This window comes from Vogesella sp. XCS3, assembly GCF_020616155.1.
GTDB lineage: Bacteria > Pseudomonadota > Gammaproteobacteria > Burkholderiales > Chromobacteriaceae > Vogesella.
The window spans coordinates 2,152,189-2,175,690 of record NZ_CP085530.1; the positions used below are offsets into that span (position 1 = coordinate 2,152,189).

The 23,502-nt window shown below is 62.3% G+C and carries 25 protein-coding genes and 3 tRNA genes; 11 read left to right on the plus strand and 17 right to left on the minus strand.

The annotated features are described in order from the left end of the window. Positions 1–45: 45 nt before the first annotated feature. The 4 genes from LCH97_RS10195 to LCH97_RS10210 all read right to left on the minus strand — a co-directional run bounded on the left by LCH97_RS10195 (position 46) and on the right by LCH97_RS10210 (position 5,642). Complete coding sequence (locus tag LCH97_RS10195) at positions 46–2,385, minus strand: diguanylate cyclase (protein ID WP_227301621.1); 2,340 nt, start codon at positions 2,383–2,385, stop codon at positions 46–48. A gap of 183 nt (positions 2,386–2,568) precedes the next feature. Next, positions 2,569–4,008 carry a hypothetical protein gene (locus LCH97_RS10200; protein WP_227301622.1) on the minus strand — a complete coding sequence of 480 codons (1,440 nt, stop codon included), beginning with the start codon at positions 4,006–4,008 and terminating at the stop codon, positions 2,569–2,571. Between the two features lie 70 nt (positions 4,009–4,078). After that, positions 4,079–5,239, minus strand: a complete 1,161-nt coding sequence (locus LCH97_RS10205; RefSeq protein WP_227301623.1) for a GNAT family N-acetyltransferase — start codon at positions 5,237–5,239, stop codon at positions 4,079–4,081. A gap of 1 nt (position 5,240) precedes the next feature. Continuing rightward, on the minus strand, positions 5,241–5,642 hold the full coding sequence (locus LCH97_RS10210; protein WP_227301624.1) for a rhodanese-like domain-containing protein: 402 nt from the start codon (positions 5,640–5,642) through the stop codon (positions 5,241–5,243). A 94-nt stretch (positions 5,643–5,736) separates the two neighbouring features. Between LCH97_RS10210 and LCH97_RS10215 the strand changes: the two genes are divergently transcribed. Genes LCH97_RS10215 through LCH97_RS10225 form a run of 3 tightly spaced genes read left to right on the plus strand, consistent with a single transcriptional unit; the run spans position 5,737 to position 8,365 of the window. Then, positions 5,737–7,200, plus strand: coding sequence for a PLP-dependent aminotransferase family protein (locus LCH97_RS10215; protein ID WP_227301625.1), 1,464 nt, complete (start codon positions 5,737–5,739; stop codon positions 7,198–7,200). Continuing rightward, positions 7,193–7,666 carry a DUF523 domain-containing protein gene (locus tag LCH97_RS10220; protein WP_227301626.1) on the plus strand — a complete coding sequence of 158 codons (474 nt, stop codon included), beginning with the start codon at positions 7,193–7,195 and terminating at the stop codon, positions 7,664–7,666. Before LCH97_RS10215 ends, LCH97_RS10220 begins: the two co-directional genes overlap by 8 nt. A 27-nt stretch (positions 7,667–7,693) precedes the next feature. After that, positions 7,694–8,365, plus strand: a complete 672-nt coding sequence (locus LCH97_RS10225) for a glutathione S-transferase (RefSeq protein ID WP_227301627.1) — start codon at positions 7,694–7,696, stop codon at positions 8,363–8,365. An 81-nt stretch (positions 8,366–8,446) separates the two neighbouring features. On the opposite strand, the gene LCH97_RS10230 is transcribed toward LCH97_RS10225, so the two are convergent. From LCH97_RS10230 to cutA, 4 genes are all read right to left on the minus strand, one after another. Then, positions 8,447–8,522, minus strand: a tRNA-Lys gene (locus LCH97_RS10230). Between the two features lie 17 nt (positions 8,523–8,539). Further along, positions 8,540–8,615 (minus strand) — tRNA-Lys (locus tag LCH97_RS10235). Between the two features lie 21 nt (positions 8,616–8,636). Further along, positions 8,637–8,712 (minus strand) — tRNA-Lys (locus tag LCH97_RS10240). Between the two features lie 112 nt (positions 8,713–8,824). Further along, entirely contained in the window at positions 8,825–9,145 is a 321-nt protein-coding gene (gene cutA / locus LCH97_RS10245) for a divalent-cation tolerance protein CutA (RefSeq protein ID WP_227301628.1), read from the minus strand. A 15-nt stretch (positions 9,146–9,160) separates the two neighbouring features. Here cutA and LCH97_RS10250 point away from each other — a divergent pair, with 15 nt between their 5' ends. Continuing rightward, complete coding sequence (locus LCH97_RS10250; RefSeq protein ID WP_227301629.1) at positions 9,161–9,622, plus strand: FxsA family protein; 462 nt, start codon at positions 9,161–9,163, stop codon at positions 9,620–9,622. Here LCH97_RS10250 and LCH97_RS10255 read toward each other — a convergent pair. Then, the gene (locus LCH97_RS10255) at positions 9,619–9,915 is read right to left on the minus strand and encodes a DUF167 domain-containing protein (RefSeq protein ID WP_227301630.1); all 297 of its coding nucleotides are present in this window, start codon (positions 9,913–9,915) and stop codon (positions 9,619–9,621) included. The genes LCH97_RS10250 and LCH97_RS10255 overlap by 4 nt on opposite strands. A gap of 65 nt (positions 9,916–9,980) precedes the next feature. On the opposite strand from LCH97_RS10255, the gene LCH97_RS10260 reads away from it, so the two are divergent. Genes LCH97_RS10260 through LCH97_RS10280 form a run of 5 tightly spaced genes read left to right on the plus strand, consistent with a single transcriptional unit; the run spans position 9,981 to position 12,613 of the window. Next, on the plus strand, positions 9,981–10,445 hold the full coding sequence (locus tag LCH97_RS10260; RefSeq protein WP_227301631.1) for a Dps family protein: 465 nt from the start codon (positions 9,981–9,983) through the stop codon (positions 10,443–10,445). 40 nt (positions 10,446–10,485) lie between these two features. Further along, entirely contained in the window at positions 10,486–11,211 is a 726-nt protein-coding gene (locus LCH97_RS10265; RefSeq protein WP_227301632.1) for an energy transducer TonB, read from the plus strand. 27 nt (positions 11,212–11,238) lie between these two features. Then, complete coding sequence (locus tag LCH97_RS10270) at positions 11,239–11,607, plus strand: VacJ (protein ID WP_227301633.1); 369 nt, start codon at positions 11,239–11,241, stop codon at positions 11,605–11,607. A 60-nt stretch (positions 11,608–11,667) separates the two neighbouring features. Next, the gene (locus tag LCH97_RS10275) at positions 11,668–12,078 is read left to right on the plus strand and encodes a thioesterase family protein (protein WP_017507287.1); all 411 of its coding nucleotides are present in this window, start codon (positions 11,668–11,670) and stop codon (positions 12,076–12,078) included. Positions 12,079–12,124: 46 nt separating this feature from the next. Further along, positions 12,125–12,613, plus strand: coding sequence for a TlpA disulfide reductase family protein (locus LCH97_RS10280; RefSeq protein WP_227301634.1), 489 nt, complete (start codon positions 12,125–12,127; stop codon positions 12,611–12,613). Between the two features lie 58 nt (positions 12,614–12,671). Here LCH97_RS10280 and LCH97_RS10285 read toward each other — a convergent pair whose 3' ends face one another. From LCH97_RS10285 to def, 8 genes are all read right to left on the minus strand, one after another. Then, a complete protein-coding gene (locus LCH97_RS10285; RefSeq protein WP_227301635.1) occupies positions 12,672–13,430 on the minus strand; it encodes a molybdopterin-synthase adenylyltransferase MoeB in 759 nt (252 codons plus the stop codon). Between the two features lie 63 nt (positions 13,431–13,493). Beyond that, positions 13,494–14,762: a sigma-54 dependent transcriptional regulator gene (locus tag LCH97_RS10290; protein ID WP_017507290.1), complete on the minus strand. Its 1,269-nt coding sequence runs from the start codon at positions 14,760–14,762 to the stop codon at positions 13,494–13,496. Then, complete coding sequence (locus LCH97_RS10295) at positions 14,762–16,873, minus strand: ATP-binding protein (RefSeq protein WP_227301636.1); 2,112 nt, start codon at positions 16,871–16,873, stop codon at positions 14,762–14,764. Before LCH97_RS10295 ends, LCH97_RS10290 begins: the two co-directional genes overlap by 1 nt. Next, complete coding sequence (locus LCH97_RS10300; protein WP_227301637.1) at positions 16,873–17,421, minus strand: DUF4390 domain-containing protein; 549 nt, start codon at positions 17,419–17,421, stop codon at positions 16,873–16,875. The genes LCH97_RS10295 and LCH97_RS10300 overlap by 1 nt, the downstream gene beginning before the upstream one ends. A gap of 16 nt (positions 17,422–17,437) precedes the next feature. Then, complete coding sequence (gene rsmB / locus LCH97_RS10305) at positions 17,438–18,688, minus strand: 16S rRNA (cytosine(967)-C(5))-methyltransferase RsmB (protein WP_227301638.1); 1,251 nt, start codon at positions 18,686–18,688, stop codon at positions 17,438–17,440. An 85-nt stretch (positions 18,689–18,773) separates the two neighbouring features. Continuing rightward, entirely contained in the window at positions 18,774–19,634 is an 861-nt protein-coding gene (gene htpX, locus LCH97_RS10310; RefSeq protein ID WP_227301639.1) for a zinc metalloprotease HtpX, read from the minus strand. 54 nt (positions 19,635–19,688) lie between these two features. Beyond that, positions 19,689–20,609, minus strand: a complete 921-nt coding sequence (gene fmt, locus LCH97_RS10315; RefSeq protein WP_227301640.1) for a methionyl-tRNA formyltransferase — start codon at positions 20,607–20,609, stop codon at positions 19,689–19,691. 163 nt (positions 20,610–20,772) lie between these two features. After that, complete coding sequence (gene def, locus LCH97_RS10320; RefSeq protein WP_227301641.1) at positions 20,773–21,276, minus strand: peptide deformylase; 504 nt, start codon at positions 21,274–21,276, stop codon at positions 20,773–20,775. 107 nt (positions 21,277–21,383) lie between these two features. Here def and LCH97_RS10325 point away from each other — a divergent pair, with 107 nt between their 5' ends. Continuing rightward, positions 21,384–22,397, plus strand: coding sequence for a LysM peptidoglycan-binding domain-containing protein (locus LCH97_RS10325; RefSeq protein WP_227301642.1), 1,014 nt, complete (start codon positions 21,384–21,386; stop codon positions 22,395–22,397). Next, positions 22,394–23,485, plus strand: coding sequence for a DNA-processing protein DprA (gene dprA / locus LCH97_RS10330; protein WP_227301643.1), 1,092 nt, complete (start codon positions 22,394–22,396; stop codon positions 23,483–23,485). The genes LCH97_RS10325 and dprA overlap by 4 nt, the downstream gene beginning before the upstream one ends. The last annotated feature ends 17 nt before the right edge of the window (positions 23,486–23,502 follow it).

A 23,502-nucleotide genomic window follows, 5' to 3' on the forward strand; every position in this document is an offset into this window, starting at 1 on the left:
GGCCGGCTTTTTTTTACAGCCTCACCGCGTAGCCAGCGGCGCAGCTTACTGGCCGTCCAGCATGACCACCACACGGTTACGGCCCTGCTCTTTTGCCTGGTAACAACGCAGGTCGGCGCGCTGCATGATGTCGTGCGGCCGCGTGTCCTGCGGCTGGATCTGGGTCAGGCCGATACTGGCGGTAACGCGGCAGACTTCCGGGTTGCTTTGCGGGCGCAGGCGGGCAATATCGCCACGCACGGCTTCCATGATGCCCTGCGCGGTATCGCGCGTGCAGTTGTACAGAATCAGGGCAAACTCGTCGCCGCCCAGACGGGCGATCACATCGGTATTGCGCAGGCGTTTTTGCAGAATGGCCGCAATATCTTGCAGTATCTGGTCGCCAGCCTGGTGGCCGCCGCTGTCGTTCACCTGCTTGAAGTGGTCCAGGTCCATCATGACCACCACATTGTTTTGCGCCATCGCCTCGCCGTTATCCAGCAACACGGTTAGCGCCCCCAGGAAGCCACGGCGGTTCAGCAAGTTGGTGAGCACGTCGTGGGTGGCTTCCCAGCGGTGCTTGCGTTCACGGCGGCGGCGCTCGCTATCGTCGTGCAGTACGCAGATCTTGTAACCGTGCATGCTGCCGGCAGCCTGCACCACCGACAGGGTTAGCACCACCGGCTGCAGGCGCATATCGCGCGACAGCAAATCCAGTTCTACCGGCACAGCCATACGGGTTTCAGCCAGGGTCGCCAGCGATACCGCCTGGCCGCTATCCGGATACGCCAGCGAGACGAATAGCGCCAGCGAGCGCCCCTGGGCTTCTTCGGCATTCAGGCCCAGCAGGCGCTGGGCGGGCGGGTTGATGTAACACACCTCGTCCAGCTGGTTGGTCAGCACTACCGCATCGGCAATGGACGTCAGAATGGCCATGCCGCGCTCGCGTTCGGCGTTCATCGACAGCAGGGCGTCTTCCCTGTCGCTGACATCGTGCACAACGCCGAGAAAACGCAAGATGCTGCCCTGCTGCAAACGGGTAAAACGCAGCTCTACCTTGATCGGCGTGCCACGGGCGCCGGTCAGGTGGCACAGCTGGTAAAATCCCGCTACATCACCGTGGCGCAAAGCCTGCCACTCCGGCTCGATGGTGGCGCGCTGAGCCGGGTGCACCGCATCCAGCCAGTGGCGCCCCAGCCAGTCTTCTTCGCGCTGTGCCAGGCCGCCCAGCGTAAGGGTGGCGTGGTTGCAATACACCAGCAGGCCATCGGCATCGGTGACAAAAATGCCCAGCGGCGATGACTCGTTCAAGGCGCGGAAAAACGCCTCGCGTGCGGCCAACTCCTGGCTGATGCGTTCACGCTCGCCAAACACATCGGTAACGGTTTGCGCCAGCATTTCCAGCTCGTGGCTGCCGTGAATGTGGACACGATCTTCTGCCCCGAATGCCATGGCCTGCACTTTGCCACGCAGCGCCTGCAACGGCCCGAGCAGGCGGTGCACGCCCCACCAGCCCACCGGAAACGCCAGCAAGGTAGCCAACAGCACGATCAGCATATGGTTACGCGCCATTACGCTGATGGGTTCGTAGGCTTCGCGCAGGGGAAACACGCCACCCACCACCCAGTTCACGTTTTTCATATTGCGGTACACCATCAGCGCGGGTTCGCCGTTGGCCGCAATACTCTCGGTGCTGCCGTCCCAGCCTTGCAGTGCCTTGCCGAATACCGGGTCGCGGCTGGTATCGGGGCTGGCCTGCATGATACGGCTGCGGTCGGGGTGGAAGATGGTCAGCCGGCTGGCGCGGGTATTGATATTGATGTAGCCGGTACCGCCGATGGCAATGGAGCGCAAATCACCAAACAGCTCTGGTGCAAACAGCTCCAGGCTACCACCCAGCACGCCGGCAAACTGGCCGTGCTCGTCCAGGATAGGCGAGGTGAAAATGATCAGGCTGCGCTTGATGTCGCCAGCCACGCGAACCGGCTCGGAAATCTGCGAGCGCAGGGTGTCACGTGTCTGGGCAAAATAGGCGCGGTCCAGCACGCTGGTGCCGCGCCGCCCTGGCAGCTCGGGGTAATCGGCCACCACATTGCCGTCTGCATCGAACAGCATGATGCTGCTGAAGCTGCCCTTCAGGTAACGAAAACCATGCAGGATCTCGGGGGCGTGCTTGCTAATATTGTTGCGGTCCAGCTGCAGGCTGGCAGCCGCCTGCTCCAGCAACACGTGGCGCGTGCGTACGCGGTCGTCTATATCGTCACTGAGCCGGGTAACCACATCTTCCAGGTGCTGTAGCTGCATTTTACGCACGCGCGCCTTGCCCTCCAGATAGCTGAGCGAGCTGGTAAACAGCACCACTACTACCATCAGGAGTGAACAGAACAGCGCCAGTCGTGTGCGCAAGGATTTCAAGCCAAGCCAGCCGGGCAAATACAGCTCCTACATGAAAATATCATTAAATAGCCAATTATTTTGCCTCAATGGCATTGTTTCTATAAAAGAGTATATGAAAAGCTCGGCGCTAACCGCGTACCAAGCTTACTCAGGCGCCCGACAGCAGCATCAACTCGCCAGCCGGGCAGCCGCTCAATGGTATCTGGCCTGCTGTTCGCGCAGGGCAATACCGGCCTGGCGCAGGCACTCGGACAAATCCACCCACGCCTGCACACGACTTGGCCCCAGGTCCGGCACCAGCAGCCATTGCACGCGATTGAGCAGGGTGCCGCTGTCTCGCTCCAGCAACTGCACATCGTAAGCTTGCTGCTCGGGCAAGAATTCGGCCACCGCCTCGACGTTTTCCAGCTTATCGGTTTTGCCCTGCACCAGCGCCATATGCAGGCCCAGGCGCTTGCGGTTAAAGGCATAGACGCCAGCGCCCAGTGCGTCCCACCAGGGCAGCGGGGCAAACAACTCGGCTTCACCGTATTTCATTTCGGCAGCAATCGCCTGCTGTACCAGCGGCATGGCGGCATCCAGCGCCTTGCGGGCGTGCTGGCGTACGCGGTCGATATCCAGCTTGCCGCTTTCCACGATAAATGGCAGCCAGCACAACGATAACTGCGGGTTCACCGTCTGGCTGGCGGCGTCAAAGGTGGCGCGCGCGGCGTCCACGTCTTGCTGCGCCATGTCGCAACCGGCATCCATGATGGCCGCCAGGTGCACCAGCGACTGGCAGCTACGCTCGATCAGCATGTCGGTATTGAAGATGGTGGGCGACAGCCACAGCACGGTGTCTTCCGGCAGGCCCAAGGCATCCACCAGCGCCGGCTCCACGCGCTCCAGCAGCGGGAAGTGCCACCAGAAGCCGCCCTGCGCACGCGAGAAGATCATGGGCAGCGCCCATAGCTCGTAAGACACCACACTGCCGTCCGGGCGCATCACTTCGGGGAAGGCAATACTGTCGCGCGCCAGTGCCAGCAGCTGCTCGCGGGCGGCGGTGTGCTCTTGCAGCGCCAGCTGCGCCTCGGTAAACACCGCCTGATCCCCCCCGGTCAGCGCTTGCTGCACCAGCATGGGCAGCTGCATGCGCTTCATCGGGTTGCTATCGGCTTCCATCGCCGTGCTCACCAGCTCCTTGATGCGCTGCTGGCGCTCTGCGGGGGGCAATGGCTCGGTAGGTACCAGGCGGAAATCGCGCTCTTTGGGCGCGACCTCGCGCTCGATATAGGCTTTTTGCAGGCGCTGGTACTCCTGCATGGCGTCGTCGCAGACTTTTTTCAGCTGTGCCGCGGTGGGCAGCTCGCCCCAGAAATTGAAATCGAACAGGCGAAAGCCCGAGTTGGTGACGTAGTGCGTCAGATTGTTGGCAGCATCAAACAGTACATCGCTCTGAAAGCCTTCCTGCTCACGGCTGTCAAACGGGGTCTGATCCATGCCCACCAGGCGGCAGACAAAAGCCGGGGTCACGGTATGAATCACATACTCGTAAGGCTCCAGGCCTTTCTCTTCGACGGCATCGCCAAAGATAAAACGGCTGGGAATAAAAGGATCGCCCTTGATGCGGGCATTGCGCGGGTGGGATTTCATGCGGCTAACGTCGTTACTGCCTTGTAAAACCAGCGATTTTACCCCGACGTTGGCCGCACCGTGAAATTAATCATCCCAATGTCAGCTGATAGCGATAGAAACGCTCGTCGCGCTGCCAGCCTTGCCCGGCATAAAGCGCCTGCGCTGTATGGTTATCCACAGCCGTGACCAGATCCAGCCGCTGTACACCGTGCTGACGCGCCAGTGCGGCCGCTGCCTGCAGTAGCGCCTGGCCCACGCCGCGCTGGCGGGCGGCTTCGACCACATACAGGTCATTCAGCAGCCACACCGGGGCGGCCAGTACCGAGCTGAATTGCGGCAGCAGCTGGGTAAAGCCAAGCAACTGCCCTTGCTGCTGGTACACCAGCACGTGGCTGTCGGCCTGGATCAGGCGCTGGCGGATGAAGTCGTGCGAGGTTGGCGCGTCGCCCTGCTTACCGTAAAAGCGGCGATACGCGTCAAACAGTGCGGCCAACTGTGGCAGGTCGGCCAGCGTAGCAGCCCGGATACCGTCAGGTAGCGTAGCGGCGGCCTGCTGCCGGCGGCATTGATCCACACGGTGGATCTGCTGCCCGGCAGCGTCAAAGTTGGCCGCATCCAGCCAGGCTTCCAGCACCGCGCGGTTGGCCAGCCATTCGCTGTCCAGCAAGCTGAACCAGGCGGTATCGCGGTTCAGGCCCCAGTTGACGCGCGCCTGGCGGAAAATGCCTTCGAAGGTGAAGCCCAGCCGCTCGGCAGCGCGCATGGACGGTGCATTCAAGCTGTTGCACTTCCACTCGTAGCGGCGGTAGCCCCACTCAAAAGCCTGTTTCATCATCAGGTACATCGCTTCGGTAGCGGCCACCGTGCGCTGCAAGCGCGGCGAAAAGCGCAGCCAACCCACCTCGATGACACCGTTGGCCGCATCGATGCGCAGATAGCTACAGCTGCCAATGGCATCGCCGCTCACACCATCGACAATGGCAAAGAACAGCGGATCGCAGCTGCTTTCCATCATGGCAAACCACGTGTCCCAGTCGGCATCGCTTTGCGGGCGCGGCATCAGGTAGGCCCAGTCGCGGCCGTCGCGGTCCAGTTCCAGCGCCGCCCGCAGGCTGTCGCCATGGCGGGCGCGCTCGAACGGCTCCAGCCGGCAATGCCGGCCTTGCAGCGTGACTTTCTGCGGCGGGCAGGCGCCCTGCCAGCCCGCTACCGGCACACCCAGTGGCTGTTGAAACGCGTCGTAGTGCATATCAGCCCCCGCAACCGCAGTCGTCCGACGGCGCAACGCCGCAGCTGGCACCGCCCTGTACCGTGGGGTAGCCGTCGCGCTTCCACCAGTCCACGCCGCCTTGCAGCTCTTTGACGGTAAAACCCAGCTCGGCCAGCTTCAGTGCAGTCTTGGTGGAAGCATTGCAGCCGATACCGTCGCAGAAGGTCACCAGCAGCACGTCACGCGGTAGCTGCGCCGTGGTCTCGGCACTAATGGTGCGGTGCGGCAGGTTGATGGCGCCCGGCAGGGTTTCCTGCGCGTAGGCGGCGGCAGAGCGGCCATCCACCAGCTGCAGAGCCGCGCCCTGCTTGAGCTGATCGGCTACGTCCCAGCTATCAATCTCGAATGCCAGTTTGGCCCGGTAAAACGCTAGCTGATCCATGCTGCTTTCTCCTGTTCAGGGTTGATGCAAGCATGGTAAAACAGCAGTGCGGCCCCTCGTAAGGGCCAGTTTTTCCCGACAGGAGGGAGCCACTTTGCTGGAACAATGGATCATCGACGCGCTAGCCACCGACCTGCAGCGCGATAGCCGAGAGGGCCTGGCGCGCCAGCTGATGCGCCTGCTGCGCGAGCGCATCCGCAGCGGCCAACTGGCCGGCGACACCCGGCTGCCGGCCAGCCGCGACCTGGCGCACAGCCTGGGCTTGGGCCGCAACACAGTGCTGGAAGCCTACGAGCAGCTGCAGGCTGAAGGCTACCTGCATAGCCGCCACGGCGCCGGCACCTTCGTGTCCGGCCTGTTTGCAGGCCAGCCGGAGCCCATCACCCGGCGCGCTCAACCGCTGGGCCTGTCACAACGCGGTCAGATGCTGTTCGACAGTGTGGGGCTGCCCACCGGGCTGTACGGTGCGTTTGCCCCAGGCGTACCGGAAATCCCGCTGTTTCCGCATGCCTGCTGGCAAGGATTACTGGCGCGACACCAGCGCCAGGCCAGCCCGGCCATGCTGGGCTATACCGCCGACGGCGGCCTGCCGCAGCTGCGCGAAGCGCTGGCCGAATACGTGCAGCTATCGCGTGGCGTGCGCTGCAGGCCGGAGCAGGTGCTGATAACCCAGGGCACACAACAGGCCATGGAGTTGGCCGCACGCCTGCTGGCCGACCCCGGTGATGTGGCCTGGCTGGAAGACCCCGGTTATGTCGGCGCCCATGCCGCGCTGCGCGGGGCCGGCCTGCAGCTGGTGCCGGTACCGGTGGATAACGAGGGGCTGAATCCCGCCGCCGTCACCGACACGCGCCCGCCACGGCTGATCTACACCACACCATCGCACCAGTACCCGCTGGGCGTGGTAATGAGCCTGCCGCGCCGGCTGGCCTTGCTAGCCCATGCCGCACGCAGTGGTGCCTGGATACTGGAAGACGACTACGACAGCGAATTCCGCTACAGCTCGCAACCCTTGCCTGCGCTGCAGGGGCTGGCGCAAGACGAACGCGTGATCTACATGGGCACCATGAGCAAGGTGATGTACCCCGGCCTGCGCCTGGGTTACCTGGTCGTCCCGGATAGCCTGATCGACCCGTTTCGCGCGGCCAATGCCCGGCTATACCGCGAGGGCAGCTACGCGGTACAGGCCGCGCTGGCAGAGTTTATTACCGCGGGCCACTTTGCCCGCCACGTGCGGCGCATGCGCGAGCTATACCGAGAGCGCCAGCACCAGCTGCGTCAGGCACTGGCCAACAGTAGCGCTGAGAACCTGCTACTCTCGCCCGGCCACGCCGGCATGCACCTGGTAGCCAGCCTGCCCGCCAGCCTAAACGAGCACGCCATCAGCCAAGCCGCCGCCAAAGAGCAAGTGTGGCTACGCCCGCTGGCTCGCCACTATCTGGGCACACCAACACAAAACGGGCTGGTGCTGGGCTATGCCGGCGTCGACCACCAGGCCATCGAGCACGGCGTTGCCACCCTGGCTCGCGTGCTACAAGCGGTACCACACCATGACTAAACCTGCCCTGTTGATCAGTGCCTGCCTGCTGGGCCAGCCGGTACGCTACGACGGCGCCAGCAAAGGTATGGCGGCGAGCTGGCAACAGCAGTTGGCCGCACACTACACACTGCTGCCTTTCTGTCCGGAATGCGCGGGTGGCTTGCCTACGCCAAGACCGGCAGCCGAAATACACGGTGGCCATGGTAGCCACGTGCTGGCCGGCCAGGCAACGGTACGCACGGCCAGCGGTGACGACGTAAGCGCGGCCTTTGTGCACGGTGCACAACTGGCTCTGGCGCTGGCGCAGCAGCACGGCTGTACGCTGGCATTGCTGAAAGCCAACAGCCCGTCGTGTGGCAACCGGCAGATTTACAGCGGGCAATTCGACGGCCAGCTGCAGGAGGGCGCCGGCGTGTGCGCCGCGCTACTGCAACAACATGGCATAACGGTGTATAACGAAACCGAGCTGGCGCAGCTACTGTAGCCCCCCCTACCCACCACGAGGACCACCATGCTCACTCTGCACCACCTGAATAACTCGCGCTCGCAGCGCATATTGTGGCTGATGGAAGAGCTGGCGCTGCCCTACCACATCACCACCTATCAACGCGACCCGGCCACACTGCTGGCCCCCGCCGCGCTCAAGGCCATCCACCCGCTGGGCAAGTCGCCCGTCGTCAGCGATGGCGACATTGTGGTGGCCGAGTCCGGCGCCATCGTGGAATACCTCGTCGATACGTACGACACGACGCACCGCCTGAAACCCGCCGCTGGCAGCCAGGCGGCACGCGACTACACCTACTGGCTGCACTATGCCGAAGGCTCGGCCATGCCACCGTTGCTGATGAGCCTGGTGTTCAGCCGCATCAGCAAGCCCCCGATGCCGGCGCTGCTGCGCCCCCTGGCACGCATGATCGAGAAAGGCGTGCGAAAAGGCTATATCGACCCGCAGCTGGACATGCACCTACGCTATATCGACAACCATCTGGCCGGCAGCGGCTGGTTTGCCGGGGACAGTTTCAGCGCCGCCGACATCCAGATGAGCTTTGTACTGGAGGCAGCCAACAGCCGCGTGCCCCTGTGCAAGGCACTGCCGCACATCCAGGATTTTTTACAACGCATCCATGCGCGCCCTGCTTATCAGGAAGCGCTGCTGGCAGGCGGCCAGTACGACTACGCGTAAAGCACACGCCTGCGGCCAACCCTGGCGGCAGGCGGAAAACGCAAAAAGCCCAGTCCGAAGACTGGGCTTTTCTGAATTTCTTGGTAGGCCGTGCGGGATTCGAACCTGCGACCAACGGATTAAAAGTCCGCTGCTCTACCAGCTGAGCTAACGACCCGCCGTGTGGCGGTATGATGGTAGGCCGTGCGGGATTCGAACCTGCGACCAACGGATTAAAAGTCCGCTGCTCTACCAGCTGAGCTAACGACCCATCATACATTTTCTCTCGGAGTGGTAGGCCGTGCGGGATTCGAACCTGCGACCAACGGATTAAAAGTCCGCTGCTCTACCAGCTGAGCTAACGACCCGTCCTTGAGAGAAAGCGACTATACCTATCGAAGGCTGGTACGTCAAGCAGTTTCCGTAAAAAAACCTGAAAACCGCCAAATCCGGAACCTTTACCCAGCAGGAATGCCGAAATCATGCCCCTGCAACACTTGCCCCTACCCAGCCCAGATACGCTGGCAAACCGCATTCTGCTGCCACGGCAATAATTTCTGGTACATCATAGGGGTGAAGTGCTTGGATTCTGGCCTGCAACCCCTCATATTGGTTTGCAGTGGTCTTGATCAGCAACGGGATTTCACTGGCGGTTTCAATACGCCCCTCCCAGCGATAGACCGACTGGCAGGCCGGCAAGATATTGACACACGCGGCCAAGCCCTCGCCCACCAGCACCGCTGCCATATGCTGCGCAAGCGCTTCATCCGGCACATTGCACACTACGATTAACACCTTCATGCGGATATCCGTTTCATGCGTGGATTACTGATACTTTTATTGTTGTACCCGTTTCTGGAAATGTACTCGCTCTTCAGCCTGGCCGACCATATCGGCGGCGGCTGGACGCTAGCCTGGGTCATTGTCACCTTCTTGCTGGGTAGCGCCCTGATGCGCAACAGCAAGCTGGGTGGGCTGCTCACCCTGGCAGGCACCCTGCGCGAAGGCAAGGTCTCGCTATTTTCGCTGCTGTGGCCGCTGCGCGTGATGCTGGCAGGCCTACTGCTGGCCATCCCCGGCCTGGTAAGCGATGTGCTGGCCCTGCTGCTGATGCTGCCGTGGAAAGGCCCCAAACTTGCCAATATCGATATGAGCCAGGCCTTCCGCCAACCCGGCGCCCAGCAACATGGCCAGGATAATGCGGCCAACGGTGACATTATCGAAGGCGAATACGAACACGTAGATCGCCATACGCCGAACGATCGCCGCCTGCACTAGGCCTCCGGCAGTAACAGCGCCAGCGCGGCCGCGGCATCCAGCCCTGCAATGGCCACGATCTTGTGCCGGTTGCGCTCGCCACTGAGCAGCACCACCGACTTGCGTGGCAGGCCCAGATAGCCTGCCAGCCAGCGCACCAGTTCGGCATTGGCCTTGCCTTCTACCGGCGGTGCGGCCAACCTGATCTTCAGCGCTTCGCCATGCTCGCCGGCAATCTCGCTCTTGCGTGCACCGGGCTGTACGTGCAAGGTAAGGCGTATGCCTTCGGGCTGAATGGTTAACCAGGGTTTCATCGGGCTTCTTTGCAAAAGGAAGCATTGTAAAACGTATCGTCATCACGTTTCACGGGAGTATCACCATGGATATCGGCATTTCCGAACAAGACCGCGCACGCATTGCAGAAGGCCTGTCACGCCTACTGGCCGACAGCTACACCCTGTACCTGAAGACCCACTTTTTCCACTGGAACGTGACCGGCCCCATGTTCCAGACCCTGCACCTGATGTTTGAAACCCAGTACAACGAGCTGGCACTGGCAGTAGACCAGGTTGCCGAGCGCATCCGTGCCCTGGGCCACATCGCCCCCGGCAGCTATGGCGATTACGCCCGCCTGACATCGATCAGCGAAAGCCAGGGCGTACCCAAGGCACAAGACATGATTCGCGAACTGGTACAGGCACACGAAACCGTCTGTCGCACCGCGCGCTCGCTATTCCCTCTGGCCGACGCTGCCGCAGACGAGCCTACCGCCGACCTGCTGACCCAGCGCCTGCAGGTACACGAAAAAACCGCCTGGATGCTGCGCAGCCTGCTCGAAGGCTAAGCAGGTAGCGGGCATGCTACACTCCGCACAGGAGTCCGCCATGCCCGCACCTCGCTTATTCAAACCCGTCCCCGCTGCGGTAGACGGGTCTTTGTTCAAGGTAGCGATACTGATATCGCTAGCCTTACATCTGCTTTTGCTCGCCAGCGCCGGCGGGCTGATTCCCCCCATTACGCCCCCCGTGTGGCCACACAGCACGCTGCAGGTTACCGTGCTGAAAACCCCGCCTTCTGCCAAGCCCGCCCGCGCAGACGTGCTGGCACAGCATGACAGCCAAGGCAGCGCCAACCCGTCTGGCGACAACAGCCCCCCCGCCGCCCCGGCACGCACCACTCCGCAAGCCAGCCTGCGCGCGGCCAACACAGCCCCCGATAGCCAGCAAGACAGCGCGACACCGGTGCGCGACAACCGCCAGCAAGCGCGCCTGGGCGCCGCTGCGGTTGGCGTAAGCTGGGCAGCCTACGTAGAAGACTGGCGCCGGCGTGTCGAGCGCATCGGCAACCGCCACTACCCGGCCGAGGCGCGCGCACGCGGCCTGTACGGCAGCCTGGAGCTGGTCGTGACCCTGCGTGATACCGGCGAGCTGATGAATGTCCGCATTGCCCGCAGCTCCGGCAGCCCGCTACTGGACCAGGCCGCCATCGATATCGTTCGCCTTGGCGCGCCCTACCCGCCGTTCCCCGCGCGACTTGCGCAAGAGTACTCATCGCTGGAAGTCGTGCGAAAATGGTCATTTACCACGGCACACCGGCTAGACGGCAGCTAATCGCCCTTACCCGCAAAAGGACACACCATGTACGAAGTCAACCGCAGCATCGCCATCCTCAAACCGCGCCAGCCCTTTCTGGACTGGCTCAAGAGCCTGCCAGGCGGCCTGGACGAGCAGCTGGAACTGGTGCAACTGCGCGGCGACTGCAACGCACTGCTGATTCCGGCTGCCGACGACTACGACAGTGCCGAAGATTTTGTCCGCCAGCATTACCACTCGCTGTTTAGTGCCGAGCTGGCCGACTGGTGCGACGACGAGTCATTCTGGCCCGAGCTGACCCCTGTGCTGTTTACCGAGTGGTTCGACGTGGAAATCCACTCCGTGCTGACCGACCTGGTAGAGCAGCCGCTGGAGCGCGAAGCCTTCATACCGCTGGACCTGGATCAAAACTAAAACAGGCTGGCACCCTGCCGCGGCGCTCGCTGCGGCCAACCTTTCCACACGAGGGGAAACATGCAACACATCACCAAGATCAAGGTACGCGGCTACCATCTGGACCTGTACCAGCACGTGAACAACGCGCGCTATCTGGAGTTTCTGGAAGAAGCCCGCTGGACCTACTTTGAAGAACGCGCCGACTTGCCAGCTTTTCTGGCATCCGGTATTGCCCTGATTGTGGTGAACATCAATATCGATTACCGTCACCCCGCCACCATGAACGACGAGCTGGCCATCGCCACGTCGGTGAAGTCGGTCGGCAACCGCAGCGCGGTCATCCACCAGCGCGTTACCCTGGATGGTAGCGACAAGGTGGTGGCCGAAGCCGACGTGACGTTTGTCGCGTTTGATGGCCGGCAAAACAAAGCGGTACCAATTGAAGGCAAAATGCGGGAACTTCTGGAAGGCCTGCAACACCAAGCCTGACCTGCCAGGCCGCTGTAAAGCGGCCTTACCTGACGGATTTAGTACGATGAAGCTCAAGCACACCCTGATGATCCTGGCGCTAGGCGCCGCCACCACGCTTAGCGGCTGCGCGTTTACCGACGCCGCCCCGGCAGTAAGCTATACCAGCCTGTCCGGCCAGCAGGCCAGCACCGACAGCCTGAAAGGCAAGGTGGTACTAGTGAATTTCTGGGCGACCAGCTGCAGCGGCTGCATGGCAGAAATGCCCAAAATGGTGGAAACCCACCAGAAATACGCCAAGCAGGGCTACGAGATGGTGGCCGTGGCCATGAGCTACGACCCGCTGAACTATGTACAGGCCTACGTGAATGATAAAAAGCTGCCTTTCTTTGTCACACAGGACAAGGATGGCAGCATTGCCAAAGCCTACGGCGAAATCCAGCTGACCCCCACCAGCATCCTCATCGACAAACAGGGCAATATCGTGAAGCGCTACGTGGGCGAACCGGACTTCAATGAACTGCACCAATTGATCGAGCAGCAACTGAAAGCCTGATCCGCCGCCGCAGTAAAAAACCGCCTCCCAAGGGAAGCGGTTTTTTTATTGGCACAGCCTAACGTTGGCCGCAAACCGGGCAATCCGGGTCGCGCGGCACCTTCAGCTGGCGAAAGCTCCCCTCCAGCGCCTCGTACAGGGTCAGCTGCCCCAGCGCCGGGCGGCGGCCAGCCAGCAGCTTCACCGCCTCTACCGCCTGCAGGCTGCCGATCACGCCCACCAGCGGTGCCAGCACGCCAAAGGTGGCACACGGCCCGTCGCTGGCCTCGCCTTCCTCCGGAAACAGGCAGTGATAACACGGCGAGGCTGCGTCGCGTACGTCGTATACCGCCAGCTGACCACTGAAACGCACCGCGGCACCCGATACCAGCGGCACACGGGCGGCCACGCAGGCACGGTTGATGGCATGGCGGGTGGCAAAGTTGTCGCTGCAATCCAGCACCAGGTCGTGTGCGGCCACCTCTGCGGCCAACCTTTCACCGGCCAGGCGTTCGTTCAGCAAGCGCAGCTGTACGTCGGGGTTGATGGCTGCCAGTCGCGCCGCGGCCGACGCAACCTTGGGCTGACCCAATGTCTGCATGTCGTGAATCACCTGGCGCTGCAGATTGGTCAACTCTACCGTGTCGTCGTCTACCAGCGTGAGCTGGCCCACCCCGGCGCTGGCAAGATACAGCAAGGCCGGCGCGCCCAGGCCACCGGCGCCCACCACCAGAACACGTGCGGCCAACAGGCGCTGCTGGCCTTCGATATCAATCTCGGGCAACAGGATATGCCGGCTGTAGCGCAGCAAGGCGCTGTCGTTCAGTTCTTTTGTCATGATGTAAAACGGCCGCTTGCGCGGCCGTCGGGTAGCCCCCGCAGGAGCAGTAAAAAGGCAGGCTTACTCTTCCGCCACCTTGCGGCTAAATTTCACACCCAGCTGCTTGAGCTTGCGGTACAGGTGGGTTCGTTCCAGGCCCACTTTCTGCGCTACGCGGCTCATATTTCCGTTTTCCAGCACGATGTGGTACTCGAAGTAACGGCGCTCCAGCTGTTCGCGCAACTCGCGTAGCGGCAGGCTGAAGTCGAAGCCGGTTTCTTCCACCGGTTTCTCGTGGCGGAACTGCGCCAGCACCTTGTTGACTTCGGCCGCATCGATATCATCCGACTCGGCGGTCAGGCCCAGGCTCTTGATGATGCTGCGCAGCTGCTCCAGGTTGCCCGGCCACTCATACTGGCGCATGGCATTCAGTGCCGCCGTGGTCAGGCGGCGCGTGGGCATCTGCTTGGACTCGATCAGCTCGTGCAGGATCTGCTCGGCAATGAAGGTGATGTCTTCCGCGTGCTCGCGCAGCGGCGGAATCGGCACAATCACGCTGGACAGCGCGGTGAGCATGCGGTTATCGCACTCCGGGTCTACCAGCAGCTCTTGCAAGGGCCGGCTGCAGGAACACACCAGGCGCACGTTGAAGCGGTCCAGTTTGGATAGCAAGAACAGCAAGCCTTGCTGCGTACGACGATTGTACTGACCGATCTCCGGCAGGAACAACACGCCGTTATTGGCTTTTTGCAGCAGTTCCAGCGGGGCATCGGCCAGCTGTTCCAGCTTGGCTGGCGTTACCCACGGGGTATTGCCGTGGTGGAAAAACCGGGCCACCAGCTCGAAACCTACCCCTGCCTCACCGGTCAGCAACACCGGCGACTTCACCTTGGAAACACGCTCCAGTTGGCGCTTCAGTTCGTGAATAGGCGCGCTCTTGCCCAGCTTGTCCAGGTTCAGCGAGGTATTCGCCTGCATGTCGCCATATTTCAGCGCACGCTGCACCGTAGTCAGCAGTTTCTGTAATGCAATCGGCTTTTCGAGGAAATCGAAAGCGCCGATACGGGTGGCTTCAACCGCCGTGTCGATACTGGCATGGCCAGACATCATCACCACCGGCATATTGAGCTGCCCGGATTTGGCCCACTCCTTTAGCAAGGTAACGCCATCACAATCGGGCATCCAGATATCCAGCAGCACTAAGGCCGGGCGTGTCTGGTTCCGCAATTGGCGGGCAACTTCGGCATTTTCTGCCAGGGCGACGGTAAAACCTTCGTCCTGCAGGATTTCCGAGAGCAACTCCCGGATACCGATCTCGTCATCAACAATCAGAATATCGCTGCTTCGCATTAAGCCTCCAGCAATGGCAGGGTGAGATGGATCCGCGCACCGCCACTGTCTGCATTGGCCAGATAAATCTGGCCGTGGTGTTCCTCCACTATTTTTTTCACCACAGCAAGGCCCAGGCCGGTCCCTTTCGCCTTACTGGTTACGTAAGGCTCAAAGGCACGTGGCAGAATGTCTGCACTGAACCCGGCGCCGTTGTCCTGTACACAGACGAGCGCGTTCCTTCCTTCTAGTCGGCTGCTAATTTGAATCATCGGGATGCTAGCGTCAAGGACTGCATCTTGCGCATTCTGCAGCAGGTTATGCAAAACCTGGCGCAAAAGTGCCGCATCACCCATAAACGGCAAGGGTTCCGGACTCAAATCCACTCTCAGGGCAGGGTTGCTTTCGTAGAGGATCAATACCTCTCGTACCAGCTCATTCAGGTCCAGCGGCACCAGTTTTGTCCTGGGGGCGCGTGCGTAATCCCGGAATGCATCCACCATGCCTTTCAAGGCCGTTACCTGTTTGACGATGGTATCGGTGGCACGCCGCAGCATATCGGCGTCGCTGCCTTCGAGCTTGTCGGCCAGCTTCATGGCCAGGCGCTCGGCAGACAGCTGTATCGGCGTGAGCGGGTTGCGAATCTCATGCGCCAGCCGTTTGGCCACCTCACCCCAGGCGGCGTCGCGTTGGGCGCGCGCCAGCTCGGTAATATCGTCAAACACCACAACATAGCCGGTAGCGGACTGCTCTGGCAATACCGCCCCCCGCGCCACCAGCTGGCGGCTGCCCTGCGAACCCAGGTAATCCACTTGCTGTTGCCAGTCGTGCGGGCTGGCATTGGCGGCCTCGCGCAGGATGGTATCTACCAGCGGTGACAGCTCCGGCCGTAGTGCCGGCCATACCTGTATTTCGTGTGCGGCCAGCTCGGCAAAGTCCACCCCCAGGATGCGCCCGGCACTGGTGTTGGCCGCTCGCAGGTTCCAGCTGCTATCAAAAGCCATCACCCCGGCAGACAGGTTGGCCAGAATACTTTCCAGATACAACTTGCTGGATTCCAGCAGGCGACGGCTTTCATCGGCGGTATGCCTGGCCTCGTCCAGCTGCTGGGTCATGCGGTTGAACATGGTGGTGAGAATGCCCAGCTCGTCCTTGCGGTATACCGGGTGGCGCTTGGAGTAATCGCCCTGCGCCACGGCACGGGTGCCGGCGGCCAGCTCGGACAGCGGGGCCGATAACCGCTCGGAAATAAACAGCGCAAACGCCAGGGCGGCAGTGAGCGCCAGCAGGAACACCAGCGCCAGCGTCAGCATGTAAAACGTCTTGAGGCCATCCCGCGCCAGCACCAGCTGGCGGTAATCGGTGCGCGCCTCTTCGATCAGCTCGGCATCGCGGGCGATATCGGCCGGGGCCGGCTGGATGACCTGCAGGATCAGCTGCTCGCCGGAGATGAAGCTGCGATAAGGCATGAGCACTTTCAGCAGCAGGCCGCTGCGTGCGTCATTGTCGATGCTCTCATGGGTCTTGCGGCCTTGCAGGGAGCGCAGCAGCTCGTAGTCGGGCGCGCGCGGCAGGTAACGGGTATCGTCCGGGCCGGCAAAGCTCACCAGCTGGCCCTGGCGGGTATAGACCGCCACCTCCTCCACCCCCAGCTGTTCCCGCAGGCGGGAAAGCCGGCTATTGAGCTCGCGTTCGCTCTGGTCGGCCACATCCAGTGCAATCACGCGGGCTTTACGCGACACATCGGTCAGCACGTAGCCCAGCGCGTTCTTGCCCAGCTCCAGGCCGCGATCCAGCGCACTTTCTACTTGTACGTTGAACCAGCTTTCGATACTTCGCGTCAGGAACTGCGCCGATACGGTAAACACCAGCATGCCCGGCAGCAGCGCCACCACGGCAAACATCACCACCATTTTCTGTGTGAGCTTGGCGCCGAATTCACGGCTTTTCACACGGCGGCGCAGACGCAACAGCTGGCGGATAACCACCCCCATCAAGCCAGCCAGGCCCAGCACGTTCAGGCCGAACACCCACCAGTAGTACTCGGCCAGCTTGGACGTATTGCCGGTGGAAATGGCCAGCAGGTAGAGCATGACGACACCCAGTGCCGCCGCAATCACCGGGTAACGCATCAGTTATTTACCTCGGGGGCTACCGTTATCCAGTCAGACTCCAGCTTCCAGTCGCGCGAGCCCAGCGCGTTAAGCTGGAACGGCCGCGGTAGCTGGCTGATGTCCAGCTCCAGGCGCACCCTGCCGCGCAAACTGTGCTGGCTGTCGCTATCCCAGGCAGACACATCCATCACGCGCCAGCCAGCAATGCTTCCCACGGCAGACAGGGCTTCATTCAAGGAGCCGTAATTGGTCGCCAGGCCACCAATGGCCACGCGGTAGCGATTGGTCAGCCGGTAGTACACCAGCTTGAAGCTCAGCGTAGCCGTGGGTTCAAACAGGGTTTTGAGTTGCTGCCACCAGGCAGATGAGCGTGGTCGCGTCAGCTCGAAGGTCAGCTGGAAGGTAAGGGGCACACCCTGCTGCAGCGCGTCTTGCAACGGTGCCGGCAGGGTGGTCTGGTAGCGGGTGGAAATCTCCAGGGCGCCCTCTTCGATACGGGCAGACAGACGGCGCGCCACGATGTCCTCTGCCGCCTGCGCAGGCAGCGCAGACAGCAGGCACAGCAAAAAGCCTAGCGCGAGGCTAAACCTTTTTAACCAGCAGGGCGTAGTAGAAGCCGTCATGTTCCGAGGTAGGCAGCAATTGTTCGTCTTTCAACAGTTTCGCATCGCCATGGCGCTTGAGGAAAGCGTCGACTTGCTGGCGGTTTTCCTCGGGCATGATGGAACACGTGGCGTACAGCAGCTTGCCGCCTGCGGCCAACGTTGGCCACAGCGCATCCACCATGGCGGCCTGCTGCTTGCCTAGTGCGGCAAAATCGTCCGGGCGGCGCAGCCACTTGATATCCGGATGGCGGCGCACTACCCCGCTGGCCGAGCAAGGTACGTCGGCCAGAATGCGGTCAAACGGCTGGCCGTCCCACCAGGTTTCCGGTTTGGCCGCATCGGCCGCTTTCAGCGTGGCGGACAGGCCCAGACGCTGCAGATTGTCCTCTACGCGCTGCAGGCGTTCGGCGTCTACATCCAGCGCCAGCAGTTTGACCTGGGCCAGCTCCAGAATATGGCCGGTCTTGCCGCCGGGTGCCGCGCAGGCATCCAGCACACGCATACCCTCGGTAACGTCCAGCAGCAGCGCCGCTTTTTGCGCGCCGAAGTCCTGTACCGACACCACGCCTTCGGCGAAGCCTGGCAGATCACGCACATTGCACGGTGCGTCCAGCTGCACGGCCTGGCCCTTGATGATGCGGGCCTTGATGTCTTTTGCGGCCAACTGCGCCACGTAGTCTTCGGCGCTGAGCTTGCCGGCATTCACGCGCAGGGTCATGGGCGGGCGGCGGTTGGACATTTCCAGCACCGAAGCCCACTGCGTAGGGTAAGCGGCACGCAGGCGCTGTACCCACCAGCGCGGGTGGTTGTAACGCGCTTCGTTATCGCGGCCGGCGTCGGCCAGCAAATTGTCTTTATTGCGCAGGAAGTTGCGCAGCGTGCCGTTGACCAGGCCTTTCAGGCGGCCCATAGCGATGTCTTCGGCGCAACGCACCGCCTGATCGACTACGGCATACGGCGCAGCACGGGTGTGTGCCAGCTGGTAGAGCGCCACCAGCAGCAGGCGTTCGATGTCGTCGGAAGGCAGGCGCTTGGGTACCAGCTCGCGCAAGATAAAGCGCAGCTGCCCCAGGTGGCGCAGGGTGCCGTAGCCGATGTCCTGCAGCGCACCGCGCTCGCCAGCGCTGAGCTCGGTACTGCGCTGGGCGGCCGCCAGTGCTTCGGTGAGGGTACGGCCTTCTTCGACACGCGCGATCAAACCCGCGGCCAGTTCCTGAATACGATGCATGCTGTTTGGGTCTTTCCAATAAAACCGGCCACCGCCCAGCTAGGGCGGTGGCCGCAAATCAAATTTAAGGCCGAATGATACCGTTTCACGCGCCGCCGCGGGCGATCTCCTGCAGACGGGCGATACGTTCTTCGGTGTGCGGGTGGGTACGGAACAGGCTGCTGATGCCACCGCCGCCGGATAGCGGGTTGATAATCATCATTTGCGCCGTTTCCGGGTGAGCCTCGGCAGCAGGCATGGTGCGGTACTGCGCGTAGTACTCGATCTTCTGCAGCGCGGCGGCCAACGCAAGCGGGTCGCCACTGATTTCGGCGCCGCCACGGTCGGCTTCAAACTCGCGCGCACGGGAAATCGCCATCTGGATCAGGCTGGCTGCCACCGGCGCCAGGATAGCCACCGCGATGGCGGCAATCGGGTTCACCGGGCGGCCATCTTCGTCGCGGCCACCAAAGAACATGGCAAAGTTGGCCAGGGCAGAAATGGCACCCGCCATGGTGGCGCTGACGGTAGAAATCAGCGTGTCGCGGTGCTTCACGTGGGCTAGCTCGTGCGCCATCACGCCGCGCAGCTCACGGTAGTCCAGCATGCGCATGATGCCGATAGTGGCGGCCACGGCGGCGTGCTCGGGGTTGCGGCCGGTAGCAAAGGCGTTGGGCTGCTCTTCGTGAATCACGTACACGCGCGGCATGGGCATATTGGCGCGCTGCGCCAGCTCGGCCACCATGCCGTACAGTTCAGGGGCGGATTGCGCATCCACTTCCTGAGCGTTGTACATACGCAACACCATCTGGTCGGAGTTCCAGTAGGCGTACACATTCATGGCGCCACCCAGCAACAACGCGATCAGCATGCCGGCCTTGCCGCCCATCATGCCGCCCATCACCACGAACAGCGCCATGATGGCGGCCATCAGCATCGTGGTCTTGAACCAGTTGAAACCACCCATGGCGTACTCCTTTCTCGGGTCTGTTACAGACTATGGGGACGTCTGCGCGTCAGCTCAAGCCCCCAGTACGGTACCGGCCAGCACCGGGCGGCCTGCGATGAAGTCGCGTGCAGCCAACCTTTTGCCACCGGCGGCTTGCAGTTGCGTCAATACAACAAGCCCGCTACCACTGCCGACCACGACACCATCGGCGTCGGCACGAACCACCTGCCCTGCCGGCGCCTGGCCGTCGATAGCGTGCGCGTGCCACAGCTTCAGCGCCTCGCCCGCCAGTAGCGTGTGCGCACCCGGTGCCGGGTTATAGGCGCGGATGGCGCGGGCGATATCGGCCGCCGGCAGCTGCCAGTCGACGCGCGCTTCTTCTTTGCTGAGCTTGGCAGCGTAGGTCACGCCATCTTCCGGCTGTTTGACTGCCGGGCAGACATCGAGTGCCGCCAGCGTGGCCACAATGGCCTCGGCGCCCAATGCGGCCAACTTATCGTGCAGGCTGGCCGCGGTATCGTCGGCGCTGATGGGCAGCGGGTGCACCGACAGCATGTCACCGGTATCCAGCCCCACGTCCATCTGCATGATGGTGATGCCGGTTTCTGCGTCGTCCGCCAGGATGGCGCGCTGGATAGGCGCCGCACCGCGCCAGCGCGGCAGCAGCGAGGCGTGGATGTTGAGGCAGCCGCGCGCCGGCATGTCCAGCACCGCCTTGGGCAGCAGCAGGCCGTAAGCTGCCACCACCATCACCTCGGCGCCCACCTCGGCCACCAGCGCCTGCGCCTCGGGCGTTTTCAGCGTCAACGGCTGCTCTACGCGCAGGCCATGCTGCAACGCCAGCTCTTTCACCGGGCTGGGCTTGAGCTTCATGCCGCGACCGGCCGGGCGGTCCGGCTGGGTCAGTACCAGCGGAATCTCGTGGCCAGCGTCGATCAGCGCCTGCAGCGCCTGGGCAGCAAATACCGGGGTGCCGGCAAAAATCAGTTTCATCGGGAATCTTCCTGACAGCGTGGCCTGGGCCGTGGCTGAAAATAACGAAGGGGCACGCTGGCGTGCCCCGTCTATCAAGGACAAACCCTGCGTGCGGTAGCAGCAGGGTTTGTAGCGCAAAACGGTACGCCCCCCCGCCAACAGGGCAGCGGGTCGCTGGCGCTTACATATTCTGCTTCTCGCGCTTTTTCATGCGGGTCTTGATGCGGTTTTGCTTCATCTCGGACAGGTATTCCACGAATACTTTACCGTCCAGATGGTCTACCTCGTGCTGCAGGCAGATAGCCAGCAGGCCGTCGGCTTCCAGCTCGAAAAACTCGCCCTTGGCGTTTTGCGCCCGCAGTGTCACGCGTTCGGCACGGGTTACCTTGTCGTATACGCCCGGCACCGACAGGCAACCTTCTTCGTACACGGTTTCGCCGTCTTTTTGCAGGAACTCGGGGTTGATCACCACCAGCGGTTCGGTTTTGTCTTCCGACACGTCGATCACCAGCAGGCGGTAGTGATAGTTCACTTGCGTGGCAGCCAAACCGATACCTTTGGCCTCGTGCATGGTTTCAAACATATCATCGACCTGCTTTTGCAGCGCCGCGTCGAAGGTAGTGACCGGGGCGGCTACCTTGTGCAGGCGCGGGTCGGGGTAGTGCAGGATATTAAGCAGTGCCATGATTCAAGCAGATTTCCAGTTGTAGGATGGCGGCAGCGGGAACGATAATGTTGCCAGCATCCGGTTAGCCTTTTTCTCAAGTGCCGGTCAAATGGGGTCACTTTCTGATGTTTAAACCTATTATATCGCTACTCCTCGCCCTTGGCCTGTCCGCTCCGGCCAGCGCCGACACACTGGCACTGCGTGAGGACGCACCGCAACGCTATGTGGTCAAAAAAGGCGATACCTTGTGGGACATTTCGGCCAGATACCTGAAGTCCCCGTGGAAGTGGCCACAGCTCTGGCGCCTGAACCGCGAGGAGATCAAGAACCCGCATCTGATCTACCCCGGCGAGACGCTGGTATTGGACATGATAGACGGCGAACCGGTTCTGCGCCGCGAAGGCAGCCGGGTAGTCAAGCTATCGCCCCAGATCCGCACCGAGCAGCTGGACGCGGCAATCAGCACGATCCCGGCCAAAATGATCGAGCCCTTCCTGAAGCGCCCGCTGCTGCTGGACGACTTGTCCAGCTATGACAGTGCACCGCGCATCATTGCCGGCCAGGACAACCGGGTGATCCTGTCCACCACCGATGTGGCCTACGGCCAGGGTCTGGATGCTGGCGGTACGTGGCAAGCCTACCGGCTGGGCCGCACCATTACCGACCCGGACACCAAAGAAGTGCTGGGCCACGAAGTCACCTACGGTGGCGAGCTCACGGTCAGCAAGCTGGACACCATCAGCACGCTGAAAGTAGGCAAAGTGGCCGAAGAAGTACTGGTAGGTGACCGCCTGATGAAAACCAGCCAGTTCACCGTGATGCAGTACGCCCCGCACCAGGCCCCGGCCACGCTGGAAGGCCGTGTGGTGAGCGCCTACAACGGCGTGAACGAAATCGGCCAGAATTACAATGTAATGATCAACCGCGGCCTGCGCGACGGGGTGGAAATCGGCCACGTATTCGGCATCTACCGCGCACCACGCACCGTGCAGATTGCGCCCAAGCAGCACGCGGTACTGCCTACCCAGCAAGTTGGCCGCCTGATCGTTTACCGCGTCTTCAACAAAGCCTCGTACGCGCTGGTTGTGGATGCCAGCCAGCCGGTGATCGTAGGCGACCGCATCGCGCAGCCGGAATGAGCTATAACTTGCAAGACTGGGCCACGCTGGCGCTATCCCCCGGCATCGGCCCGCAGCGCTTTTTGCAGCTACTGCAGCGCTTTGGCAGCGCCACCGCCGCACTGGCTGCCAGTCGCAGCCAGCTGGCAGGCCTGCTGGAAGGCGATGCACTGGACGCGCTGGGCGGCGACATCGCCCGCCAGAGCGCTGCCGATGCCCTGGCCTGGGCACAGCAGCCCGGCTGCAGCCTGCTCACCCTGAACGACGCCGACTACCCCTGCCAGCTGGCCGAAGCCGGCGCCGCCCCGCCACTGCTGTTTGCCCGCGGCCAACGTGCACTGCTCGCCACGCCCATGCTGGCCATCGTCGGCAGCCGCAATGCCACCCCGCAGGGCGAAGATAACGCACGCACCTTTGCCAAAAGGTTGGCCGCACAGGGCTACACCATCGTCAGCGGCCTGGCCGGTGGCATCGACGCGGCCGCCCACGAAGGCGCGCTGGCGGCCGGTGGAGGCACCATCGCCATCATCGGCACCGGCATAGACCGCGTTTACCCGGCCAGCAACCGCAAGCTGGCGCACCAGATCGCCGAGCAAGGCCTGATCTTGTCCGAGTTCGCACTGGGTATGGGCCCGCTGGCGCAACACTTTCCACGCCGTAACCGCATCATTGCCGGCCTGTGCCGTGGTTGTTTGGTGGTAGAAGCCACACTACAAAGTGGCTCGCTGATTACCGCCCGCCTGTCGCTGGAAGCCGGGCGTGAAGTGATGGCCATACCGGGCTCCATCCTGAACCCGCAAGCACGCGGCTGCCACCGCCTGATCAAGGACGGCGCACGGCTGGTAGAAACGGTAGACGACGTTCTGGACGAAATCGGCAAACCGTCGCTGCCACCACCCGACACCACGGCCGAGGCAGAACAAGGCACCACCCAAGGCAGCGATATTCTGCATGCCATGGGCTACGACCCGGTAGACGCCGACACTCTGGCTAGCCGGCTCGGGTTGACGGCAGGGGACGTTTACGCGATGCTTCTTGAGCTCGAACTACTGGGCCATGTCGACAGCATGCAAGGCGGGCGCTACCAGCGCCGTGCCGACGCCCACTAGCCAACCCATACAAGTGA

Coding starts and splice junctions, on each gene's coding strand:
- LCH97_RS10200 (WP_227301622.1), bottom strand. CDS start 4,008: ATGAAATCCCACCCGCGCAATGCCCGCATCAAGGGCGATCCTTTTATT.
- LCH97_RS10205 (WP_227301623.1), bottom strand. CDS start 5,239: ATGCACTACGACGCGTTTCAACAGCCACTGGGTGTGCCGGTAGCGGGC.
- LCH97_RS10210 (WP_227301624.1), bottom strand. CDS start 5,642: ATGGATCAGCTAGCGTTTTACCGGGCCAAACTGGCATTCGAGATTGAT.
- LCH97_RS10220 (WP_227301626.1), top strand. CDS start 7,193: ATGACTAAACCTGCCCTGTTGATCAGTGCCTGCCTGCTGGGCCAGCCG.
- LCH97_RS10225 (WP_227301627.1), top strand. CDS start 7,694: ATGCTCACTCTGCACCACCTGAATAACTCGCGCTCGCAGCGCATATTG.
- cutA (WP_227301628.1), bottom strand. CDS start 9,145: ATGAAGGTGTTAATCGTAGTGTGCAATGTGCCGGATGAAGCGCTTGCG.
- LCH97_RS10250 (WP_227301629.1), top strand. CDS start 9,161: ATGCGTGGATTACTGATACTTTTATTGTTGTACCCGTTTCTGGAAATG.
- LCH97_RS10255 (WP_227301630.1), bottom strand. CDS start 9,915: ATGAAACCCTGGTTAACCATTCAGCCCGAAGGCATACGCCTTACCTTG.
- LCH97_RS10260 (WP_227301631.1), top strand. CDS start 9,981: ATGGATATCGGCATTTCCGAACAAGACCGCGCACGCATTGCAGAAGGC.
- LCH97_RS10265 (WP_227301632.1), top strand. CDS start 10,486: ATGCCCGCACCTCGCTTATTCAAACCCGTCCCCGCTGCGGTAGACGGG.
- LCH97_RS10270 (WP_227301633.1), top strand. CDS start 11,239: ATGTACGAAGTCAACCGCAGCATCGCCATCCTCAAACCGCGCCAGCCC.
- LCH97_RS10275 (WP_017507287.1), top strand. CDS start 11,668: ATGCAACACATCACCAAGATCAAGGTACGCGGCTACCATCTGGACCTG.
- LCH97_RS10280 (WP_227301634.1), top strand. CDS start 12,125: ATGAAGCTCAAGCACACCCTGATGATCCTGGCGCTAGGCGCCGCCACC.
- LCH97_RS10285 (WP_227301635.1), bottom strand. CDS start 13,430: ATGACAAAAGAACTGAACGACAGCGCCTTGCTGCGCTACAGCCGGCAT.
- LCH97_RS10290 (WP_017507290.1), bottom strand. CDS start 14,762: ATGCGAAGCAGCGATATTCTGATTGTTGATGACGAGATCGGTATCCGG.
- LCH97_RS10295 (WP_227301636.1), bottom strand. CDS start 16,873: ATGCGTTACCCGGTGATTGCGGCGGCACTGGGTGTCGTCATGCTCTAC.
- rsmB (WP_227301638.1), bottom strand. CDS start 18,688: ATGCATCGTATTCAGGAACTGGCCGCGGGTTTGATCGCGCGTGTCGAA.
- htpX (WP_227301639.1), bottom strand. CDS start 19,634: ATGGGTGGTTTCAACTGGTTCAAGACCACGATGCTGATGGCCGCCATC.
- fmt (WP_227301640.1), bottom strand. CDS start 20,609: ATGAAACTGATTTTTGCCGGCACCCCGGTATTTGCTGCCCAGGCGCTG.
- def (WP_227301641.1), bottom strand. CDS start 21,276: ATGGCACTGCTTAATATCCTGCACTACCCCGACCCGCGCCTGCACAAG.
- LCH97_RS10325 (WP_227301642.1), top strand. CDS start 21,384: ATGTTTAAACCTATTATATCGCTACTCCTCGCCCTTGGCCTGTCCGCT.
- dprA (WP_227301643.1), top strand. CDS start 22,394: ATGAGCTATAACTTGCAAGACTGGGCCACGCTGGCGCTATCCCCCGGC.